General features: G+C 69.3%; 13 protein-coding genes. 8 read left to right on the top strand and 5 right to left on the bottom strand.

Going from position 1 to position 17213, the window contains the following annotated elements; genetic code table 11:
* Positions 1-9: 9 nt before the first annotated feature.
* Both KF689_10320 and iadA read right to left on the bottom strand, forming a co-directional pair.
* Complete coding sequence (locus tag KF689_10320) at positions 10-852, bottom strand: cyanophycinase (protein MBX3133763.1); 843 nt, start codon at positions 850-852, stop codon at positions 10-12.
* Complete coding sequence (iadA, locus tag KF689_10315; GenBank protein ID MBX3133762.1) at positions 849-2027, bottom strand: beta-aspartyl-peptidase; 1179 nt, start codon at positions 2025-2027, stop codon at positions 849-851. Before iadA ends, KF689_10320 begins: the two co-directional genes overlap by 4 nt.
* Before the next feature lie 184 nt (positions 2028-2211).
* Here iadA and KF689_10310 point away from each other — a divergent pair, with 184 nt between their 5' ends.
* A complete protein-coding gene (locus KF689_10310; protein MBX3133761.1) occupies positions 2212-3558 on the top strand; it encodes an aminotransferase class V-fold PLP-dependent enzyme in 1347 nt (448 codons plus the stop codon).
* Between the two features lie 13 nt (positions 3559-3571).
* Here the strand turns inward: KF689_10310 and KF689_10305 are convergent, their stop codons facing one another.
* From KF689_10305 to KF689_10295, 3 genes are all read right to left on the bottom strand, one after another.
* Positions 3572-6499 carry a hypothetical protein gene (locus KF689_10305; GenBank protein ID MBX3133760.1) on the bottom strand — a complete coding sequence of 976 codons (2928 nt, stop codon included), beginning with the start codon at positions 6497-6499 and terminating at the stop codon, positions 3572-3574.
* Positions 6500-6949: 450 nt separating this feature from the next.
* A complete protein-coding gene (locus KF689_10300; protein ID MBX3133759.1) occupies positions 6950-8284 on the bottom strand; it encodes an amidohydrolase family protein in 1335 nt (444 codons plus the stop codon).
* A 10-nt stretch (positions 8285-8294) separates the two neighbouring features.
* Positions 8295-11282 carry an amidohydrolase family protein gene (locus tag KF689_10295; GenBank protein ID MBX3133758.1) on the bottom strand — a complete coding sequence of 996 codons (2988 nt, stop codon included), beginning with the start codon at positions 11280-11282 and terminating at the stop codon, positions 8295-8297.
* Positions 11283-11585: 303 nt separating this feature from the next.
* Between KF689_10295 and KF689_10290 the strand changes: the two genes are divergently transcribed.
* The 7 genes from KF689_10290 to KF689_10260 all read left to right on the top strand — a co-directional run bounded on the left by KF689_10290 (position 11586) and on the right by KF689_10260 (position 17213).
* Positions 11586-11813 (top strand): type II toxin-antitoxin system PrlF family antitoxin, encoded by a 228-nt coding sequence (locus tag KF689_10290; protein MBX3133757.1) that lies wholly within the window; start codon positions 11586-11588, stop codon positions 11811-11813.
* Positions 11800-12132, top strand: coding sequence for a type II toxin-antitoxin system PemK/MazF family toxin (locus tag KF689_10285; GenBank protein MBX3133756.1), 333 nt, complete (start codon positions 11800-11802; stop codon positions 12130-12132). The genes KF689_10290 and KF689_10285 overlap by 14 nt, the downstream gene beginning before the upstream one ends.
* A gap of 39 nt (positions 12133-12171) precedes the next feature.
* Complete coding sequence (gene sdaAB / locus KF689_10280) at positions 12172-12846, top strand: L-serine ammonia-lyase, iron-sulfur-dependent subunit beta (protein MBX3133755.1); 675 nt, start codon at positions 12172-12174, stop codon at positions 12844-12846.
* Entirely contained in the window at positions 12846-13724 is an 879-nt protein-coding gene (gene sdaAA / locus KF689_10275; protein ID MBX3133754.1) for an L-serine ammonia-lyase, iron-sulfur-dependent, subunit alpha, read from the top strand. The genes sdaAB and sdaAA overlap by 1 nt, the downstream gene beginning before the upstream one ends.
* A gap of 114 nt (positions 13725-13838) precedes the next feature.
* Complete coding sequence (locus KF689_10270) at positions 13839-15149, top strand: carboxypeptidase regulatory-like domain-containing protein (protein ID MBX3133753.1); 1311 nt, start codon at positions 13839-13841, stop codon at positions 15147-15149.
* A gap of 133 nt (positions 15150-15282) precedes the next feature.
* Complete coding sequence (locus KF689_10265; GenBank protein MBX3133752.1) at positions 15283-16596, top strand: carboxypeptidase regulatory-like domain-containing protein; 1314 nt, start codon at positions 15283-15285, stop codon at positions 16594-16596.
* Positions 16597-16811: 215 nt separating this feature from the next.
* Positions 16812-17213 carry a hypothetical protein gene (locus tag KF689_10260; GenBank protein MBX3133751.1) on the top strand — a complete coding sequence of 134 codons (402 nt, stop codon included), beginning with the start codon at positions 16812-16814 and terminating at the stop codon, positions 17211-17213.

The following is a 17213-nucleotide window of genomic DNA, read 5'->3' as shown; positions in this document are numbered from 1 at the left end:
AACTTCGCGCTAAGTCTTGCTCCCCGCGAGGGTCCCGGCCGAGGCGACGCGGGTATGCAGGTTGAACGTGGTGCCGCGGACGAGGACGTGCATCGTCAGGCCCAGCATCGCCACCGAGTCGTCGGCGCCGGCACGGTCCATCGACGAGAAGCTGAGCTTGGACGAGTCCACGATGGTAATCGTACCGCTGCCTTCGACCTCCACGGTCTGGTCAGGGCCGATGAAGGCAGCGGTGTCCTCGTCGATCCCCATTCCGATGAGGAAGGGATTGAAGGCCAGTGCGGTGATCAGCCGGCCCAGCCGCCCGCGCTGGGTGAAGTGCTGGTCGATGATGACCCGGTTGGTGAGACCCAGGCCCGGGGCGAGCGTCACGGAGCCGGCGTGTGGCGTGCGGCCGTCGTCACCGAAGGCAATCATATGCTCGCTCAGGAAGCTGGCGCCGGCGCTGGTGCCGGCCACGTGCCCGCCGTTGGCGTTGTGCTCGCGCAGGGCCTTGGCCACGGCCGTGCCGCCGATGGTCGTGGCGAGCCGCATTTGGTTGCCGCCGGTGAGGAACACGCCGTCACAGGCCTTGATGGCGGCGACGCGGCCTTGTTCGTTGCCGTCCCGCCGCGTGTCGAAGTCCATTACCTCCACCTCGGCGGCCCCGAGGTCGCGAAAGATGCGGTCGTAGCGTGCGCCGGTGTCGGCCAGCTTGGACGCCGTCGGGATGACGACGATCCTGGCATCCCGCCCGCCGCAGAGCTGCACGAAGCGCTCGAGGATCAGCGGGTTGTTCTCCTTTTCCTCGCCGCCGCCGATCGGGATGATCCAGCCGCGCGTGGCGCCGTTGGGGGTTGGTGAAGGGGTCACGCGTGCACCGCCGCGCGAGGCTCGAAGCTGCCGCGCGCCGTGGGCGCGCCGTCACGGACCATCCATTCTCCCATCGCCATCACGTCGCGGATTCCTCCGTCGGAGTCGAGGGTCACGAGGTCGGCATCGGCGCCGACCGTGAGCTGTCCCTTCCGCGGCAGGCGCAGCAGCGCGGCCGCGTTGCTGGTGAAAACCGGCAGCGCGCGCTCGAGCGGGACGCCGGTGGCGAGCAGCCGGCGCAGGGTGTAGGCCAGCGCTCCCGGCGAGCCCACATCCATAGCAGTCACGCGGCCATCGGCGTCGAAGGTCGGCAGGCAGCCTCCGCCGTCGGAGCTGATGGTGATGCGCTCACTCGGCGCACCGGCGTCGAAGTACTTCACCAAGGCATCCTCGGCGCTCCAGGCGTCCTCGCCGTCGGCCACCGGGAAGGCCGTGACGTCCACGTGCACGCCCGTGCGGGCGATGGCGATGGCTTCGTCGAAGAGGGCGCGCTTGCGGTTCACGTGCGTGGGATTGAATACGCGCGGCGGCAGTTCCGAGTGGGCCAGTGCGTCGCGGATCGGATCGAGCCCGCGTGGGCCGTCGCCGACGTGCAGGTGCACGAGTCCGGCCTTGCCGGTCATCAGGCCGCCGACGTGGGCTTCGCTGGCGAGGCGGAGCAGTTCATCGCGCGTCGGTTGGCTGGAGCGGTGGTCGCTGATGGCGGTCTTGGCGCCGATGATGCAGTCCACCATCGCGATGTCGCTGCGGACGCTACCGGTGATGGTCACCGGCGGGACGTGGTAGCCGGCGGTCCAGTTCCAGGCCGAGAGGCCTTCGGTGCGGATGCCGTGGACGGCGGCGACGAGTTCGCGCGGGTGGCGTGTGGCATCGTCGGTGCCGAGCAGGGCGACGATGGTGGTGATGCCGCCGCGGGTGAACTGCGAGAGGGAGAGCGGCGGGACTTTGGTGTGCGCGCCAGCCTCGCCCCCGCCGCCGGTCAGGTGCACGTGCGGGTCAATCAACCCCGGGATGATGCGCTGGCCTTCGAGGTCGACGATCTCCGCGCCGAGCGAGGCGTCCAATGCGGGGCGGTCGCGGCCGATCCAGGCAATGCGAGGGCCCGCCACGAGGAGGTGGCAGAGGCCGCGTGGTTCGGGGGCGTAGACGTCGGCGTTGCGGAGGAGACGGAGCACACCGAAATGTAGCGAGCGGCTGCCTGGTGGACGCCTGCTACAACCGGGCCGGTGGGCCGCGGCGCACAGACGCGGGGTGCCGCTGGCGAATCGAGCACGAGCGCGGAATCGACGAGGTGGCGTTCCCGTCCGATGGACGCACTGCCGTGCTCCCGGTCGTCACGGAGACTGGCGCGCGGTAGGTTTGGGGATGACTTCCCGCCGCAACTTCCTGCGCCACGCCGCCGTCGCCTCGGCCGCGTCCGTCGTACTTCCTGTCGGCATCGCCGCCGCCGCGCCCTCGCGCGAGGTGCTCGCGATCGCCGCCGCGCGCGCCGGACGCCCGCTTCCGACGCCCCCTGCGGGTACGCCGCAGCAGGGGGCGCAGGACGAGGCCTACTGGCGGGAGGTCGCCGCGCAGTACGCCGTCACCGACGCCACGACGAACCTCGAGGCCGGCTACTGGGGGATGATGGCCGCGCCCGTGCTCGCCGCCTACCATCGTAACGTGGACCGCGTCAACCGCGAGAGTTCGTACTTTGCGCGGCGTGAGTATCCGGCGATCGCCGGCGAGGTGCGCCGCAAGGTGGCTGCCGCGCTCGGCGTGAGCCCCGGTGAGATTGCTTTCGCACGCAATGCCACCGAGGCGCTGCAGTCCATCATCGGCCAATACAATCGCCTGCAGCCGGGCGATACCGTGCTCTACGCCGACCTCGACTACCCCGCGATGCAGATGGCGATGAACGCGCTCGCCGAACGTCGCGGCGCGACGGTGGCTACTCTCGACCTGCCTGAGCCCGCCACGCGCGAGGCGCTTATCGCCGCGTACACGCGCGCGCTCGACGCGCATCCGCGCACGCGACTGTTGCTGCTCACGCACCCGAGCAACAAGAACGGGCTGATGCTGCCGTTGCGCGAGCTCACCGACCTCGCCCGTGCGCGCGGCGTGGACACCGTGCTCGACGCCGCGCACGCCTTCGGGCAGGTGCCGCTGGCGCTGCCCGACACCGGGGTCACGTTCGCCGGCGCCAACCTGCACAAGTGGGTCGGCGCGCCGATCGGCGTCGCCGTCCTGTACATCCGCGCAGACGCGCTCGGCCGCATTGACCGCGCGCACGGTGACGACGGGCCGCTCGAGCACATCGACAGCCGCATCCACACCGGCACTGCGAACTTCGCCGCGATGATGACCGTCACCGACGCGCTGGACTTCCAGGAGCGCATCGGGATCCCGCGCAAGGCGGCGCGACTGCGGTATCTGCGCGACGCGTGGGTAGGGCCCGCGCGGGAGATTCCCGGCGTTGATGTCATCACCCCGGACGATCCCGCGCTCTCGGGCGCGATTGCGAGCTTCCGCGTGCGCGGGAACGGCGACGCGGCGTTCAACGCTGCCCTGGCGCGGCGGCTGCTCGACGAGTTCGGGATCTTCACGGTCGCGCGGTCGGGGCTGGCCAAGGGCGACTGCGTACGCGTGACGCCGGCGCTGTACAGCACGCCGGCGGACACGGCCAAGCTGGTGACCGCGCTCCGGGCGCTGGCCGCGCGCGGATGAACGCGTAACCGCGTCACTCCATCCGCATCGCCGGCCCGATCGCCCGGTTGAGCGCCGCCGTCGCGGCATCGAGCTCGCCTCGCAGCACGTCCGCCCGCTCCAGTGCGTCGCGGCCCACCTTCTGGTCCACGCGCGTGGTCATCCCGGAGAGATACTGGATGTGCGCCTGCAGGCCCGGCTTGCCGTAGCGCACCGGCTGCGTGAGCAACTGCTCGTGCAGCACGCGGCGCACGGCGGCGAGCGTGTCGGCCGCTGAGGCACCGGCGGCGGCGAGACGGGTCTCGGCTGCGCGTGCGCGGGCGATCAATGCGTTCACTTCCGCGACCATCGCGCGCATCCGCAGGTTGTGCGCGAATTGCTCCTGCAGGTCAGCCGCGGTGTAGCCTTCGGCGGCGAGGCGCGGATCGATCTCGACAGTCAGCGGTACGGTCTGCGACTGCTCCCCAACCGAGACGGTGACGGAATACTGCCCCGGCGGCGCGCCGAGCCCGTTCTGGTGCTGCACGCCCCAGGTGAAGCGGTTGAAGCCCTGCTTCGCGGTCACGAGGTTGAGGACCGGCGTGACGACCTCTGGCCCGCCACGACCGGCCATCATCACCGCATCGGCCGCTTCCTCCGCGCCCGGCGGGCGGCGCCGCGCCGGTGCCGTCGGGATCACGCCGCTCTTGTAGCTGTTGACCAGCGCCCCGCGCGCATCGCGGATCTCGATGCGCACCGTATCACTGGGCGCCTGCGCGAGGTGGTAGTCCACCTGCGGGCCGAAGTACTGCGCGGCCGCGCCGATGGTACGCACGCCGGCGCGCGGCGCGTAGACGTGCAACGCTTCACCGTGCGTGGTCGGCGTGAGCCCGTGCAGCGCGGTGACGTTGTGGAAGATCCAGTTGCCGCGACCCTGCGTGGCGACGATGAGATCCTTCTTGTGCACGAGGATCTGGTTGATCGGCAGCTGCGGCATATTCAGGTTGAACGGCTGCCAGCTCGCCCCGTTGTTGAACGAGATGTAGATCCCGAACTCCGTGCCGGCGTAGAGCAGGCCTTCGCGGTCGGGATCCTCGCGCACCACGCGCGTCGGCACGTCGGCGGCGATGCCGTTGGTGCCCGGCGTGAGCTTGGTCCACGTCGCGCCGTAGTCATCGGTGCGGTAGATGTACGGCCTGTAGTCGCCGAGCAGGTAGCGGTACGTCGCGTAGTAGGCCGATCCCGGACGATGCGGCGAGGCCTCGATCCACGCCACGCGGCCTCCCAGCTCGAGGTCCTTCGGCGTGATGTTGGTCCAGGTCGCGCCGCCATCGCGCGTGATGTGGAACGGCCCATCGTTGGCGCCGGTCCAGATGACGCCCGGCTCGTGTGGCGACTCCGTGATGGCGTACAGCGTGCTGTAGAACTCCTCGCCCGTCACGTCGCGCGTGATGGGCTCGCCGCTCGCGCCCTGGCGGTGGTCCTGCGGATACCAGGTGAGGTCGGGCGAGATGCGCTCCCACGTCACTCCCTTGTCGCGCGTGCGATGCACGTACTGCGTGCCGTAGTAGAGCACCGAGGGATCGTGCGGCGAGTACGCCATCGGCACCGTGCGCTGGATGCGGTAGATCAGGTCCTGGCCGGCGTTGCCGTAGAGCGATTGGCCGCCGATCCAGTAGTTGCGCGTCTGGCGCGAGTCGGTGTTCATCACCGCGAACTGCCCCTTGCAGGAGCCGTAGATGATGTTCGGCTCCGTCGGGTGCGGCATGATCGGGCCCGTCTCGCAGCCGGGGCCGGTCTGCAGCGCATCGGCGTCGAAGGGATTCGCGACGCTCGACCAGACCCACGTATTGTTGTCCTGCTGGGCCGAGTAGAGGTTGTACGGGAAGCGGTTGTCCGGCACCACGCCGTAGAACTCGGCCGTCGGCTGGTTCAGCTGCGTTGACCAGGTGCGACCGCCGTCGAACGACACGTTGGCGCCGCCGTCGTTGGCCTGCACCATCGTCTGGCCGTCGTTCGGATTGATCCAGATGTCGTGGTTGTCCACGTGCGGCGTCGGGAACAGCGCGAGCGTGCGGCCGCCGTCGGTGCTCTTGTAGAAGTTCTCGGCGCCCGCGTACACCACGTCGGCGTTGGTCGGGTCGGCGCCGATCGTCGTGTAATAGAAGGGCCGCGTGATGAGGCCGGGCGTGGTGTTCACGAGTTCCCAGTTGGCGCCGGCATCATCGGAGCGATACAGGCCACCGCCCGGCTGCGCCTCCACGAGAAGGTAGAGCCGCTCGGGGTTGGCCGCGCTCACGGCGAGGTTGCCCTTGCCGATGAGCCCGTTGGGGAGGCCGCGTCCCGTCTTGCGGAAGGTCACGCCACCATCGGTGCTCTTGTAGAAGCCGCCCTCGCGCGAACCCGAGATGATCGTCCACGGCTTGCGCTCGATGCGGGCCATCCACGCGTACACCGTGTTCGGGTCGCCCGGCTTGAGTTCGACGTCGGCGGCGCCCGTGCTGTCGTTCAGGAAGAGCGTCCGGCGCCAGGTGCGGCCGCCGTCCGTCGTGCGGAAGATGCCGCGCTCGGTGTTGCGCTTGAACAAGTCGCCAGTGGCCGAGACCCAGGCGGTGTTCGGGTCGGTGGGATGCACCCGCAACGCGCCGATCTGTCCCGCGTTGTAGAGCCCGGCGAAGTTCCACGTCTCGCCGCCATCGGTGCTGCGGTACACGCCGCGGCCCGTGGAGACGTTGCTGCGGGCACCGTCGGAGCCGGTGCCGACCCAGATCACGTTGGGATCGCTGTCAGCCACGGCGATCGAGCCGATCGACGCGACGGGAATCTTGCCGTCCGAGATGGGCTGCCAGCTCTCGCCGCCGTCGGTGCTGCGAAAGACGCCGCCGCTGGCCACACCCATATAGAAGGTGCGCGGCTGCGACGGCACGCCGGCGACGGTGTTGACGCGGCCGCCCACCGAGTGCCCGGCGTAGCGGAACGCCATTCCGGCGAACGTGGCGGGATCCACGGCCGGGCGCGGAGCTGCTGCCGGCGTCGCGGCACGCTGAGCGGGGAGCGTCGTGGCGGCGCAAAGCACCAAGGCCATCACAGCGGAGAGAGTTCTGCCCGTCATCACCGGTCTCGCGTTGAAGGAAAGAGCCGCGCACCACGCAGCCCACGACGGAAAGTATGGAGGCACGAGGAGCGGCGCGACCCTACTGCGCGCTGCGGAGCCGCCGCTCGAGTTGGGCTGTCAGCCAACACGGCCAACACGGCCGGGCGGAGGTTCGCACGCCCGAAGGGGCCGTGCGCGCAGAGGTCAGGCCCCGTAGGGCGTGCGAACCTCCGCCCCGCAACTCTCCGCAAGCGCAGGAGCCAGAAGCACCGAAGGCACGACAGCCAGTCGGCCGCCGTGCCTTCGTGATGCCACCAGGCCGTAAAGGCCAAACAGCGACTACATCGCCACGTTCCCCTGCTGCTGCTTGATCTTCTCCAGGTACTTCTGGAAGAAGTGCTTCTGGATGTCGTTCATATCGATCTCACGACCCTGGATGTACGCCTGCTCGATGTTCGACGTCATATCCAGCGGCGTACCCGTCGTGATCAGCAGCGTCGCCTGCTTGCCCACTTCCAGCGAGCCCACGCGATCGCTCACGCCAAGCATCTCGGCGGCGTTGATCGTCACCGACTTCAGCGCCTCCTCCTCCGGCAGGCCGAAGGCCACCGCGACCCCGGCTTCCCAAGGCAGGCGGTTGCTGTAGAGGCCGCCGGCACCGCCGGCGATGGCGAACTTCACACCCGCCGCGTGCAGGCGGGCCGGCGTGCTGTACGCGCCGTCGTAGCCCTCGTAGTCACGGTTCGGGGCCGCCATCGTAGACGTCAGGATCACCGGCACGTTCTCCGCCTTCAGGCGGTCGGCCACGTGGATGGCGTCGCGCCCGCCACGGATGACGATGCGCAGGCCTTCCTGCTTGCCCCACGTGATGGCATCGTTGATCTGCGCCACGCCGTCGGCCGAGATGACGACAGGAATCTTGCCGTCGAGCGCCGGGATCATCGCCGCGTAGCGCGAGTCCGTGCGCATCTGCTGGTTGGCCGCCTTGGCGTCGCGGTAGGCACGCGCCTCGGCGAAGAAGTCGCGGATCTCCTGCACCTGCTCGGCGTAGGTCTTCGGCGCCGGGCGGGCGCCGGCGTTCGGGCCGCCGGGGCCGCCGAAGAACCGACGCGGACGGGCGATCGGGTCGGGCCAGTTCACGTTCAGCGCGGCCGCGCCTTCCAGCGACATCTCCTCCCAAGTCCAGCCCTCGAGCGACATCGCCGAGGAGAGACCCGAGATCACGCCGCCGCCGGGCGTCGTGACTGCGACGAGCACGCCGGCCGAGCGCGTCGTGCCGATGTGCCGGCTCTCCGCGTTCACCGCCACCTCGGCGCGCACGTTCGGGTTGAAGTCGCCGATCTCGTTGATGTCGTTCGACACGTCCACCGCGCCGATTTCCGTGATGCCGACGGTGCTGTAGGCATCGATGAGGCCGGGGTAGATGTGCTTGCCCGTGACGTCCACGACGCGGGCGCCGCGGGGCACCTCGACGGTCTGGCCGATGGCGACGATGACGCCGCGGTCGAGGACGATGCTGCCGTTCTCGATCGTGCCGTTGGACACGGTGTGGATCGTCGCCCCGCGCAGCACGACCGGCTGCGACTGCGGCGGGACCGTCATCCGCACCTGCGCCGCGGCCACGGAGGCGCTCGCCGCAAGCAGGGCGACGGCACCGAGGATGCTACGATGCATCGGATTCATCTTACTGGCGCTCCTGACCGGACGCACGCGCCGGACGATTGGGGGTGTTGCCTTCCGAGCTGGCGGCGATGACCGCCTGGATCAGCGAATTGCGTTGGCGGTCGACTTCCGCCCGCAACTGGGCGTCTTCCTCGAGCGAGAAGTAGCGGCGGCCGTCCACCCAGGTCTGCTCCGCGCGCGTGAACTGCGAGAGCGGGTTGCCGTTCCAGATCACGAAGTCGGCGTCCTTGCCGGCCTCCAGCGAGCCGACGCGGTCCTGGATGGCGATGGCACGCGCCGCCTGGTTCGTGACCGTGGACATCGCCTGGACCTCGTCCACGCCCGAGCGCAGCAGCTTGCCGGCCTCCCAGTTCATTCGCGTGGAGATCTCGGCGTCGTCCGAGTGCAGCGACGTCACGACGCCGGCTTCCATCAGCAGGCGCGCGTTGTAGTTCGTGGCATCATACGACTCGAGCTTGAACGCGCCCCAGTCGCTCCACACCACGGCCGCGACGTTCGAGTTCCGCAGCTCGGTGGCGATCTTGTACGCCTCGACGCCGTGCTGCAGCGTCTGCACGCGGAAGCCGAACTCCTCGGCCAGGCGCACCAGCGCCAGGAACTCGTCGGCGCGGTAGCCGTGCGAAGACACCAGCAAGCGCTGTTCGAGGATGTCCACCAGCGCCTCCATCCGCAGGTCGCGGCGCGGCGGAATGCCGGCCTTGGTGCGGTCCGCGTTCCAGCGATCCCACTCCGCCTTGTAGTCTCGCGCAGCGAGGAAGTGGTCGCGGATGATCTCCTGCACGCCCATCCGCGTGTTCGGGTAGCGGTTGGGGCTGCGCTTCGGGTTCTCACCGAGCGCGAACTTCACGGTGCGCGGCGCGTTCTCGAAGCGCAGCTGGTCGGGCAGCGAGCCCCAGCGGTTCTTCACGAACACGTTTTCGCCGCCGATCGGGTTCGCCGAGCCGTGCTTCACCATCTGCGTGGTGAGGCCGCCGGCGAGCTGGCGGTACATCCAGACGTTGTTGTGCGTCAGTACGTCGCCCATATCGACTTCCGGGACGATCGCGAAGCCGCTCTCGTTCACGGAGCTGACGCCGGTGTGCGTGTGCGGGTCGATCAGGCCCGGCGTCACGTGCTTGCCGGTGGCGTCGATCTCCACGGCGCCGCGCGGCGCCGTCAGGCGCTGGCCCACCTGCACGACCTTGCCGGCGCGCACGAGCAGGTCGGCATTCTCGAGCCGCCCCTGCGGGCCCTGGGTCCAGATGGTGGCGTTGCGGATGATCAGGTTCGCCGGCTGCTCCGGCGGCGTGGCGCGGCCGTACTCCATCGACGGACGCAGCCAAGGCAGTTCCAGTTGCGGGACGCGGGAGGCGACGGTGCCGCGAGCGGCATCCTCTACCGTCTCGGTCCGCGTGCCGCGGTACGCCGGGTCGGCGCCGTTGGGCAGGGACATCCAGCCGAAGAACTCCTCACCGCGCACGGAGCCGGTGAGGAGGATGGTGCCTTGGTAGCCGAGCGGCTCGCCGTCGAAGGTCGCTTCGATGCGGCCCGTCTCCGCGATGATGCGCGCGGCGGTGAGATTGATCGGGCGGCGGTTGGGCAGCTCGATGTTCCCGCGCACGCGGTTCAGCGGGCCCTCGAGGCGCAGCGTCGCGGGGAATCCTGCCGCGTCGTCGGTGACGATGTTCCAGGTGCCGCGCGGGTCGATCTGCGGTGCGCGCGTCACGCCGTAGCGCGTGCCCTGCACCCACACGTCGCGAATGCTGGACTCCTCAGTGAACAGGTCGCCGTCGGTGACGACGAGGTTCGCCACCTTGCCGGCGGTAATCGTGCCGTGCGTGCGCTCGATGCCGAGCCAGCCGGCCGGCACGGTCGTCAGCGCGGCCAAGGCCCGGTCCGGCGTGAGCCCGCGCGCGACGGCGATGCGCAGGTTCGGCAGGAACTGGTTGAGCGACGAGAGACCATCGGTGGTGATGGCGAACGGCACGCCGGCGCTGGCGAGCTGCGCCGCGTTGGTCGGCGCGAGATACCAGTGCCGCAGCTGGCCGAGCGACACGTTCAGCGCCGACTCCGGGCTGCCCACCTCAGGCGCGTCCGGGAAGTTGAGCGGGATGATCAGCGGTTGGCTGCGGCCGCGCAGCACGTCGAGGAGTCGGTACTCCTCACCGCTGCCGCGGTACCACGGCACGAGCTTGAACTCGGTCGCAATGGCCTGGGCGCGGAGGTATTCCTCCTCGCTTCCCGTCTGGAACAGCACGGGCTGCTGGCCTTGCACGCTGCCGCGCAGCGCGGCGAGCGCTTCGCTGGTCTCCGGCGGCAGGATCGCCCGCCCGCTGCGCTCGTAGGCCGCCCAGGCGCGGATGTACCACTCCGCATCCATCCAGGTCTGCTTCATCAGCGCGATGGTGCCCATCGCGGAGTTCGGATAGCTGCCGCCGAGCGTGAAGGAGCGCTGGAAGCCGACCGACTGCACCAGGTCCGCGCGCAGCACGCGCTCGCGGACGCCCGCGTCGCTGAGGTTCACCACCGACGCCTTGCCGCGGAAGATGCCCTGCTTGGGCACCGCCAGCGCCGTCCCGAAGCCCAACGACCGCAGGCTGCGCCGGCGGGTGCTGTCATCGCGGAAGGTGGAGGCGGTGCTGTACCAGGCGCGCACCTGCGGGTTCCAGTGCGTCGGGCCCACGTCGCCGCCCTCAGGCACTTCGCCGACGCCAAGGTCAGCGTGGGCATCGATGAAGCCAGGATAGACCGTCTGACCCTTCAGGTCCCAGACCCGGGCGCCCGCGGGCGCCTGCGCGTTCGCCCCGACCGAGACGATCAGCCCGTTGCGGATGACGATTGTCGCGTTCTGCAGCACCTGCCCCGGGGCGGTGACGACGCGTGCGCCGACGAGAGCGTGGAAGCCGGAACTGTTGTCGCGCAGCGCCGTGACCGGCTCGGTGCGCGAGGTCTGCTGAGCGTGGAGTGCGCCTGCCATCAGCAGGCCAACACCAACGAGGGAGCGAATCACTTTCACGTCGTACTCCGGTGGTGACCGCCCGGGGTTCGCGGCGGTCGGGAACGGGAAGGACTGCGAACACCTGCTCGGCTAGCACTCTCGGATACGCGACGCTGTGCACGCGCCGCAGGAGCCGGGAGGCACATCATTAAAGTGTACGCGCGGGGGCATTGCCGGTGTTGAAGCCGCGAGGGAATGATGCCGCCTCCGGCCTCGCTCCGCCTATCGTGCCCGCGCAGAGCCCACCCCACTTGACTCTGTCCCACAAAACCATTACCGTAATGCGTAATACCCATTACGCATTACGGAGGATAAATGCCGGTGTCGACCCTGACGGTGAAGTATCAGGCCACCATCCCGAAGGTCGTGCGGGAGACGCTCGCGCTCGCCGCCGGCGATCGCGTCGAGTTCCTCGTCGAGCCGTCGGGTGAGGTGCGGCTGCGCAAGGCGCTTCCGGATCTCGCCGAGCTACGGGACATCGAGGCGACGCTCGCCCCGGAGTGGGACTCTCCCGACGACGAGGCGGCGTATGCCGGCCTATAAGCCAGGCGACGTCGTCGTCGTGCCGTTCCCGTTCACCGAGCGCCTGGCGTCCAAGCGACGCCCGGCGCTGGTCTGCTCGTCAGATAGCTACAACGGCGCCACACGGCACCTCGTGCTCGCGATGATTACGACCTCGGCGCACGCCAAGTGGCCCGGCGATGTCGCGATCCGCGACCTTGGTGCCACCGGCCTGCCGGCGCCGTCCACCGTGCGCTGGAAGCTCTTCACGCTGGATGCTTCGTTGGTGCTGCGGCGAGCGGGAGTACTGAGCGTGCACGACCGGGAAGCGTGCGCGGCGCAGCACCCGATCGCGCTCTAGCTACGGCGCATCGCGCGTCGCCGGCACTAGCTTTCGGTTATGGTTTCCATCCTCGACATCATCGGCCCCGTGATGGTCGGCCCCAGTTCCAGCCACACGGCCGGCGCCTGCCGGCTCGGCCTCGTGGCCCGCGATCTCGTCGCCGGCACGCCGACCAAGGCGCTCATTGAGCTCCACGGCTCCTTCGCCCGCACCGGTGAAGGCCACGGCACCGACAAAGCCATCGTCGGCGGATTGCTCGGCTTCCGCCCCGACGACGAACGCCTCCGCGACGCGCTTTCCATTATGGAGAAGGAAGGCCTCGACTGGCGCTTCGAGAAGACCACGCTTGGCGATGAACCCGAGGTGCACCCCAACACCGTGCGCATCACGGTCACGCGCGAACACCGCCATCACGTGATGCTCGGTGCTTCGCTCGGCGCCGGCCGCATCCGCGTCTCGCAGATCGACGGCTATCCGGTGGAAGTCGACGGCTCGCACCACACGATCGTGCTTGTCGCCGAGGACGTGAAGGGCAGCATCGCGCGCATCGCCTCGCTGCTCAGCGACGCCGGCGTGAACATCGCCACGCTGCGCCTCTCGCGAAAGCATCGCGGCGGCGACGCGTTTATGGTGATCGAGCTCGACGAGCGCCCGGACGATCCCGTCGGTGCAGCCATCAAGGCGCTGCCCTGGGTGCGCTGGACGCACCGCATCGACAAGGTCGGCGGCTGATGTACACCTCGCTCGCCGACGCCATTGCCGACGCCGAACGGCAGGGGCGCTCGCTCGCCCGCTGCGCGCTCGAGATCGAAGCCCGCGACCAAGGCCGCAGCGTGGAGGACATCCGCGAGGCGCTGGGTCGCGCACTCGCCGTGATGCGCCACGCCGTCGAGCAAGGACTCACCGGCGATATGCGCTCGGCCAGCGGACTTGTCGGCGGGGATGCCGCCAAGCTCCGCAACGGACCAGCGGGGCCGCTGGCCGGTACGGTATTCCGCGACGTGCTGATGCGCGCGCTGGCGGTGCAGGAGGTCAACGCGGCGATGGGCGTCATCGTCGCCGCGCCGACGGCCGGCGGAGCTGGCGTGCTTCCGGGCGTGCTCCTCGGGCTCGCGGACAAGCACGGCATCAGCGACGCGCAGTTGGTGGATGCGCTCGCGACGGCCGGGCTGATCGGCGCCGTCGTGGCGCACCGGGCTTCGCTGTCCGGGGCCGAGGGCGGCTGCCAGGCGGAGACTGGCGCGGCAGCGGGGATGGCTGCCGGAGCTGCCACCGAGATGCTCGGCGGCTCGCCGCGGCAAGTCGGCAGTGCGGTCGCGCTCGCGCAGCAGGGCACTCTGGGGCTCGTCTGTGATCCGCTCGGCGGCTTGGTCGAACTGCCCTGTGTGTTCCGCAACGCGACCGGCTCCGCTATCGCGTTGGCGGCCATCGAGATGGCGCTCGCGGGCATCGAGTTCGCCATCCCCGCCGACGAGGTCATAGATACGATGGGCGAGATTGGGCGCGAGATGGACGTGCGGTACCGCGAGACTGCCGGCGGCGGTCTGGCCGCCACACCCACCGGGCGCCGGCTCGCCAAGGAACGGCTCACCCAGATCAAGCGGGCTTAGGTCATTCCCGCGGCCCGCTGGCACTCGGCGCAGATTGGAAACGTTCTGCCACGGACTGGTGTCTTACACCGAGCCCCGTCCGCAGAAGCTTCGCGCCCCGCCACTGGAGCCACGATGCGCTTGATTCGACGCACCGCCGCCGTCCTCGCAGCACTCCTCGTGTCCACCGCGCCGCTCGTCGCGCAGGGCAGCATCCGCGGCACACTGGTCGACTCGCTTCGCACCGGTGGCCCGGTCGTGGGAGCGGACGTCGTGTTGATGGGAGCCAGCAAGAAGGCCGTGACGGCGCGCGGGGGTGCGTTTGAGTTTACGGACGTTCCGGCCGGCGACTATGTGGTCGCCTATTGGGCGCCGTGGCTGGACTCGCTTGGCCTCCCGGCCATCCAGCGCCAGGTCACCGTGCGCGGCCGCCGCACCGAGACCGTGGTGCTGGCGACGCCTTCCAACGCCACCATTCAGCGCGCCGTCTGTGGCGATGTGCTCGGCGCCGAGCAGGGCATCCTGATCGGTGAGATTCGCGACCCCGACGGGATGCCTGCCGTCGGGACCGGCGTCTTCGCGCGTTGGGTCGAGACCATCGTGCAGGGCAGGGAAGTGGCGCAGGGCACGATGGCGGCGGCGGACAGTGCCTCGGCGTCGGGCTCGTACGCGCTCTGCGGTGTCCCGGTGGGGTCCGAGTTCACATTGCGCGCCATCGGAGCCGGCGGCTCGAGCGGCGAGTTGCTCGTGGAGGCCGAGTCGCCGCTGCACCGACGCGACATCGTCGTGGCGCCCGCCGGAATCACCGCGAGCGTGACCGGCCGCGTGCTCAATGCCGCCGGCGCGCCCATCAGCGGCGCGGCCGTGCTCATCATCGGCGATACGGCACAAAGCGTGCGCAGCGACGAGTCCGGCCGCTTCGTGCTGCCCGCCCTGCCGCGACGCTCGAGCCAGCTGATGGTACGTGCGCTCGGCTACACGCCGATGCTCCGCGCCGTCGACCCGCTCGAAACCCAGTTGGACCTCGACGTCGTGACGCTGCAGGACGCGCCGCGCGAGCTTGCCACCGTGACCGTGACCGGCCAAGCGATGACCGCCTCGCAACTGCAGTTCGAGGCGCGCAAGGAGCGGGGGCTTGGCGTGTTCGTCGACGACGAACAGCTCAGGCGGCTCGGCCTCGTGAGCGCGCAGACCATCGCGACCTACAACCCGCGCGTGGCGGTGCAGCAGACGCGCCAAGGGCCGACCCTGCTGATGCGCCGCGGTTCGGAGTTCTGCCGTCCGCAGTTCTTCATTGATGGCGCCAACTTCCGCGACATCGCGGTGGACGAGGAGAACAACTTCCTGCGCGTCGCCAAGCGGGTGGAGTTCTACACCGCCAACAATGCGCCGCCGGAGTTCAACGACTTCGCCGGCTGCGGGTCGGTCGTGATCTGGACGTTCTGAACAACGGGAGATTGGTGTACCGGCGGACGCTGGTAGAAGTCTTGACGGACACGCGAGACCGTGGGGTCGACGTCGAGGGTCGTCCCCCAACCCGCTTCCGTCTTCCCGGCACTCACATCACTCCATCGCCACTATGACCGGTCGAGTTCTCGCAGCGTCCCTCGCGCTACTCTTGGCGAGCGAGGCTCACGCCCAAGGCACCGTTCGCGGTATCCTCCGAGATTCCCTGCGCAGCTTCGGACCGCTCGAGGGTGCCGAAGTCGTGCTGAGTCCCGGCAATCGTCGTGCGACCACGGACCAGCGTGGTCGCTTTGTCTTCTCGGGCGTGCCAGAGGGCACTTACCGCGTCAGCTACCCCGCGCTCTGGCTCGACTCCGTGGGTGTCGCGCCGCCCACGGTCGCCGTCGACGTTCGCAGCGGTCGCACGACCGATATTGCCCTCGTCACCGGCTCGCGCGTCGCGCTCGCTCGCACGCGCTGCGGTGGTGAGATGGATGCCGACCGCGGCCTCGTCGTCGGCGAGGTGCGCGATGCGCGCGGGCAATCGCTTGCCGGTGCCATCGTCGTGGCACGCTGGTCGGAGACCGTCGTCGGTGGCGGACCGGTGCAGGCGGAGGAGTACATCTCGGCGGACACCGTGGGGTCGGACGGTCGATTCGCGCTCTGCGGAATGCTCGCGGGCGCCGAGGTCGTGGTCCACGGCCGACATCCCGATGGCCGCCGCAGTGGAGCGATCCTCCTGGCGGTGGATCCCGCCGTCTACGCGTACGACCTGATGCTGAGTGATCCCGCCCAAAGCGTGCGGCTCGTCGGGCGCATCGTCAACGGAAGCGGTGCACCGGTGCCGCGTGCGGAGGTCATCGCCTCGGCCGCGACGTCCGGCACCGTCCGGACTGACTCGGCGGGGCGCTTCGAATTGGAGATTGAACGCGGAAGCCGACAGCTCGCCGTGCGCGTGCTCGGCTTTCTCCCCGCACTGCACGAAGTCCGCGCCACCGAATCACGCACGGACATTGGCGACATCGTCCTCCAGCCCGTGCCCACTGTGCTCGACACCGTCGTGGTGCGCGCCAACGCACTGACGCGCGAGGAACTGGAATACGAGTATCGGCGCAGCACGCAGAGCGGCGTCTTCATTGGGGAGGCCGACCTGCGGAAGTTCCCGCAAGTCACACCGAATGCCATCGCCTCGCTCTCGCCGGGCTGGGTCCGCGCCACACAGCCTTCACCGGGCAACTGGGGCGACCTCTTCTTCCGAGGCCCCTTCGGCTTCTGCAGGCCGCGGCTTTTCGTGAACGGTCGCGACTGGGGCAACACCACGACGTCGGACGAGGTGCGCGGGCTGGTGCAGATGGCAGTGCGCCTCGAGATGTACCGGGCGACGTTGGCGCCGCCGCAGTTTACGGACTTTGACGGCTGCGGTGCACTGGTGGTCTGGCTGTACTGAACGACTGGGAGGCAGTGGTACGGGCGGCGTCACGATCGTCTCCCAAGCCGTTCCCCGCTTTCCCCAGTGTTCCGAATCTTCCTCACTCCATCGCCCCGTGCCCCCGCCGGGAGACGAAACGCGAGACACCACCCTACCGAACTCGCGATAAAGGGTGAAACTTTCCGACACACCCCGCGCGTACCGGGGGTGAACCGCTACCCTGGGGACCCTGAATGGTCACGCCCGAACAGATCGACGGCTTCCTCGGCCGCCTTGCCGGCGAGGGCGCCTCTTACGAAGAGATCGAACCCGGTCTCTGGAAGGTCCACCCGGGCGGTGCCCTCGACCTTACCGTGGTCGTCCATCACTCGCCGCCGGTCGTCGTGCTGCGGGTGAAGGTGATGGAGCTCCCGAAGAACGGGCAGGCGGACAAGCTCTGCCGCCGGCTCCTCGAGCTCAACGCCACCGACCTGCTCCACGGCTCCTACGGCATCCAGGGCAACGAGGTCGTGCTGACCGAGGCCCTCGAACTCGCCCACCTCGACTACGAGGAGTTCCTCGCCTCGTACGAGAGCATCACGCTGTCGCTCGCCGGCCATCTCCGCGAGCTCGCCACCTACCGCGAGGCCCGCTGA

It is taken from the genome of Gemmatimonadaceae bacterium (assembly GCA_019637355.1).
In the GTDB taxonomy this organism is placed as follows: domain Bacteria; phylum Gemmatimonadota; class Gemmatimonadetes; order Gemmatimonadales; family Gemmatimonadaceae; genus Pseudogemmatithrix.
Note: the sequence above shows the minus strand (reverse complement) of the source record. Positions and strands in the feature narration are given on the sequence as shown.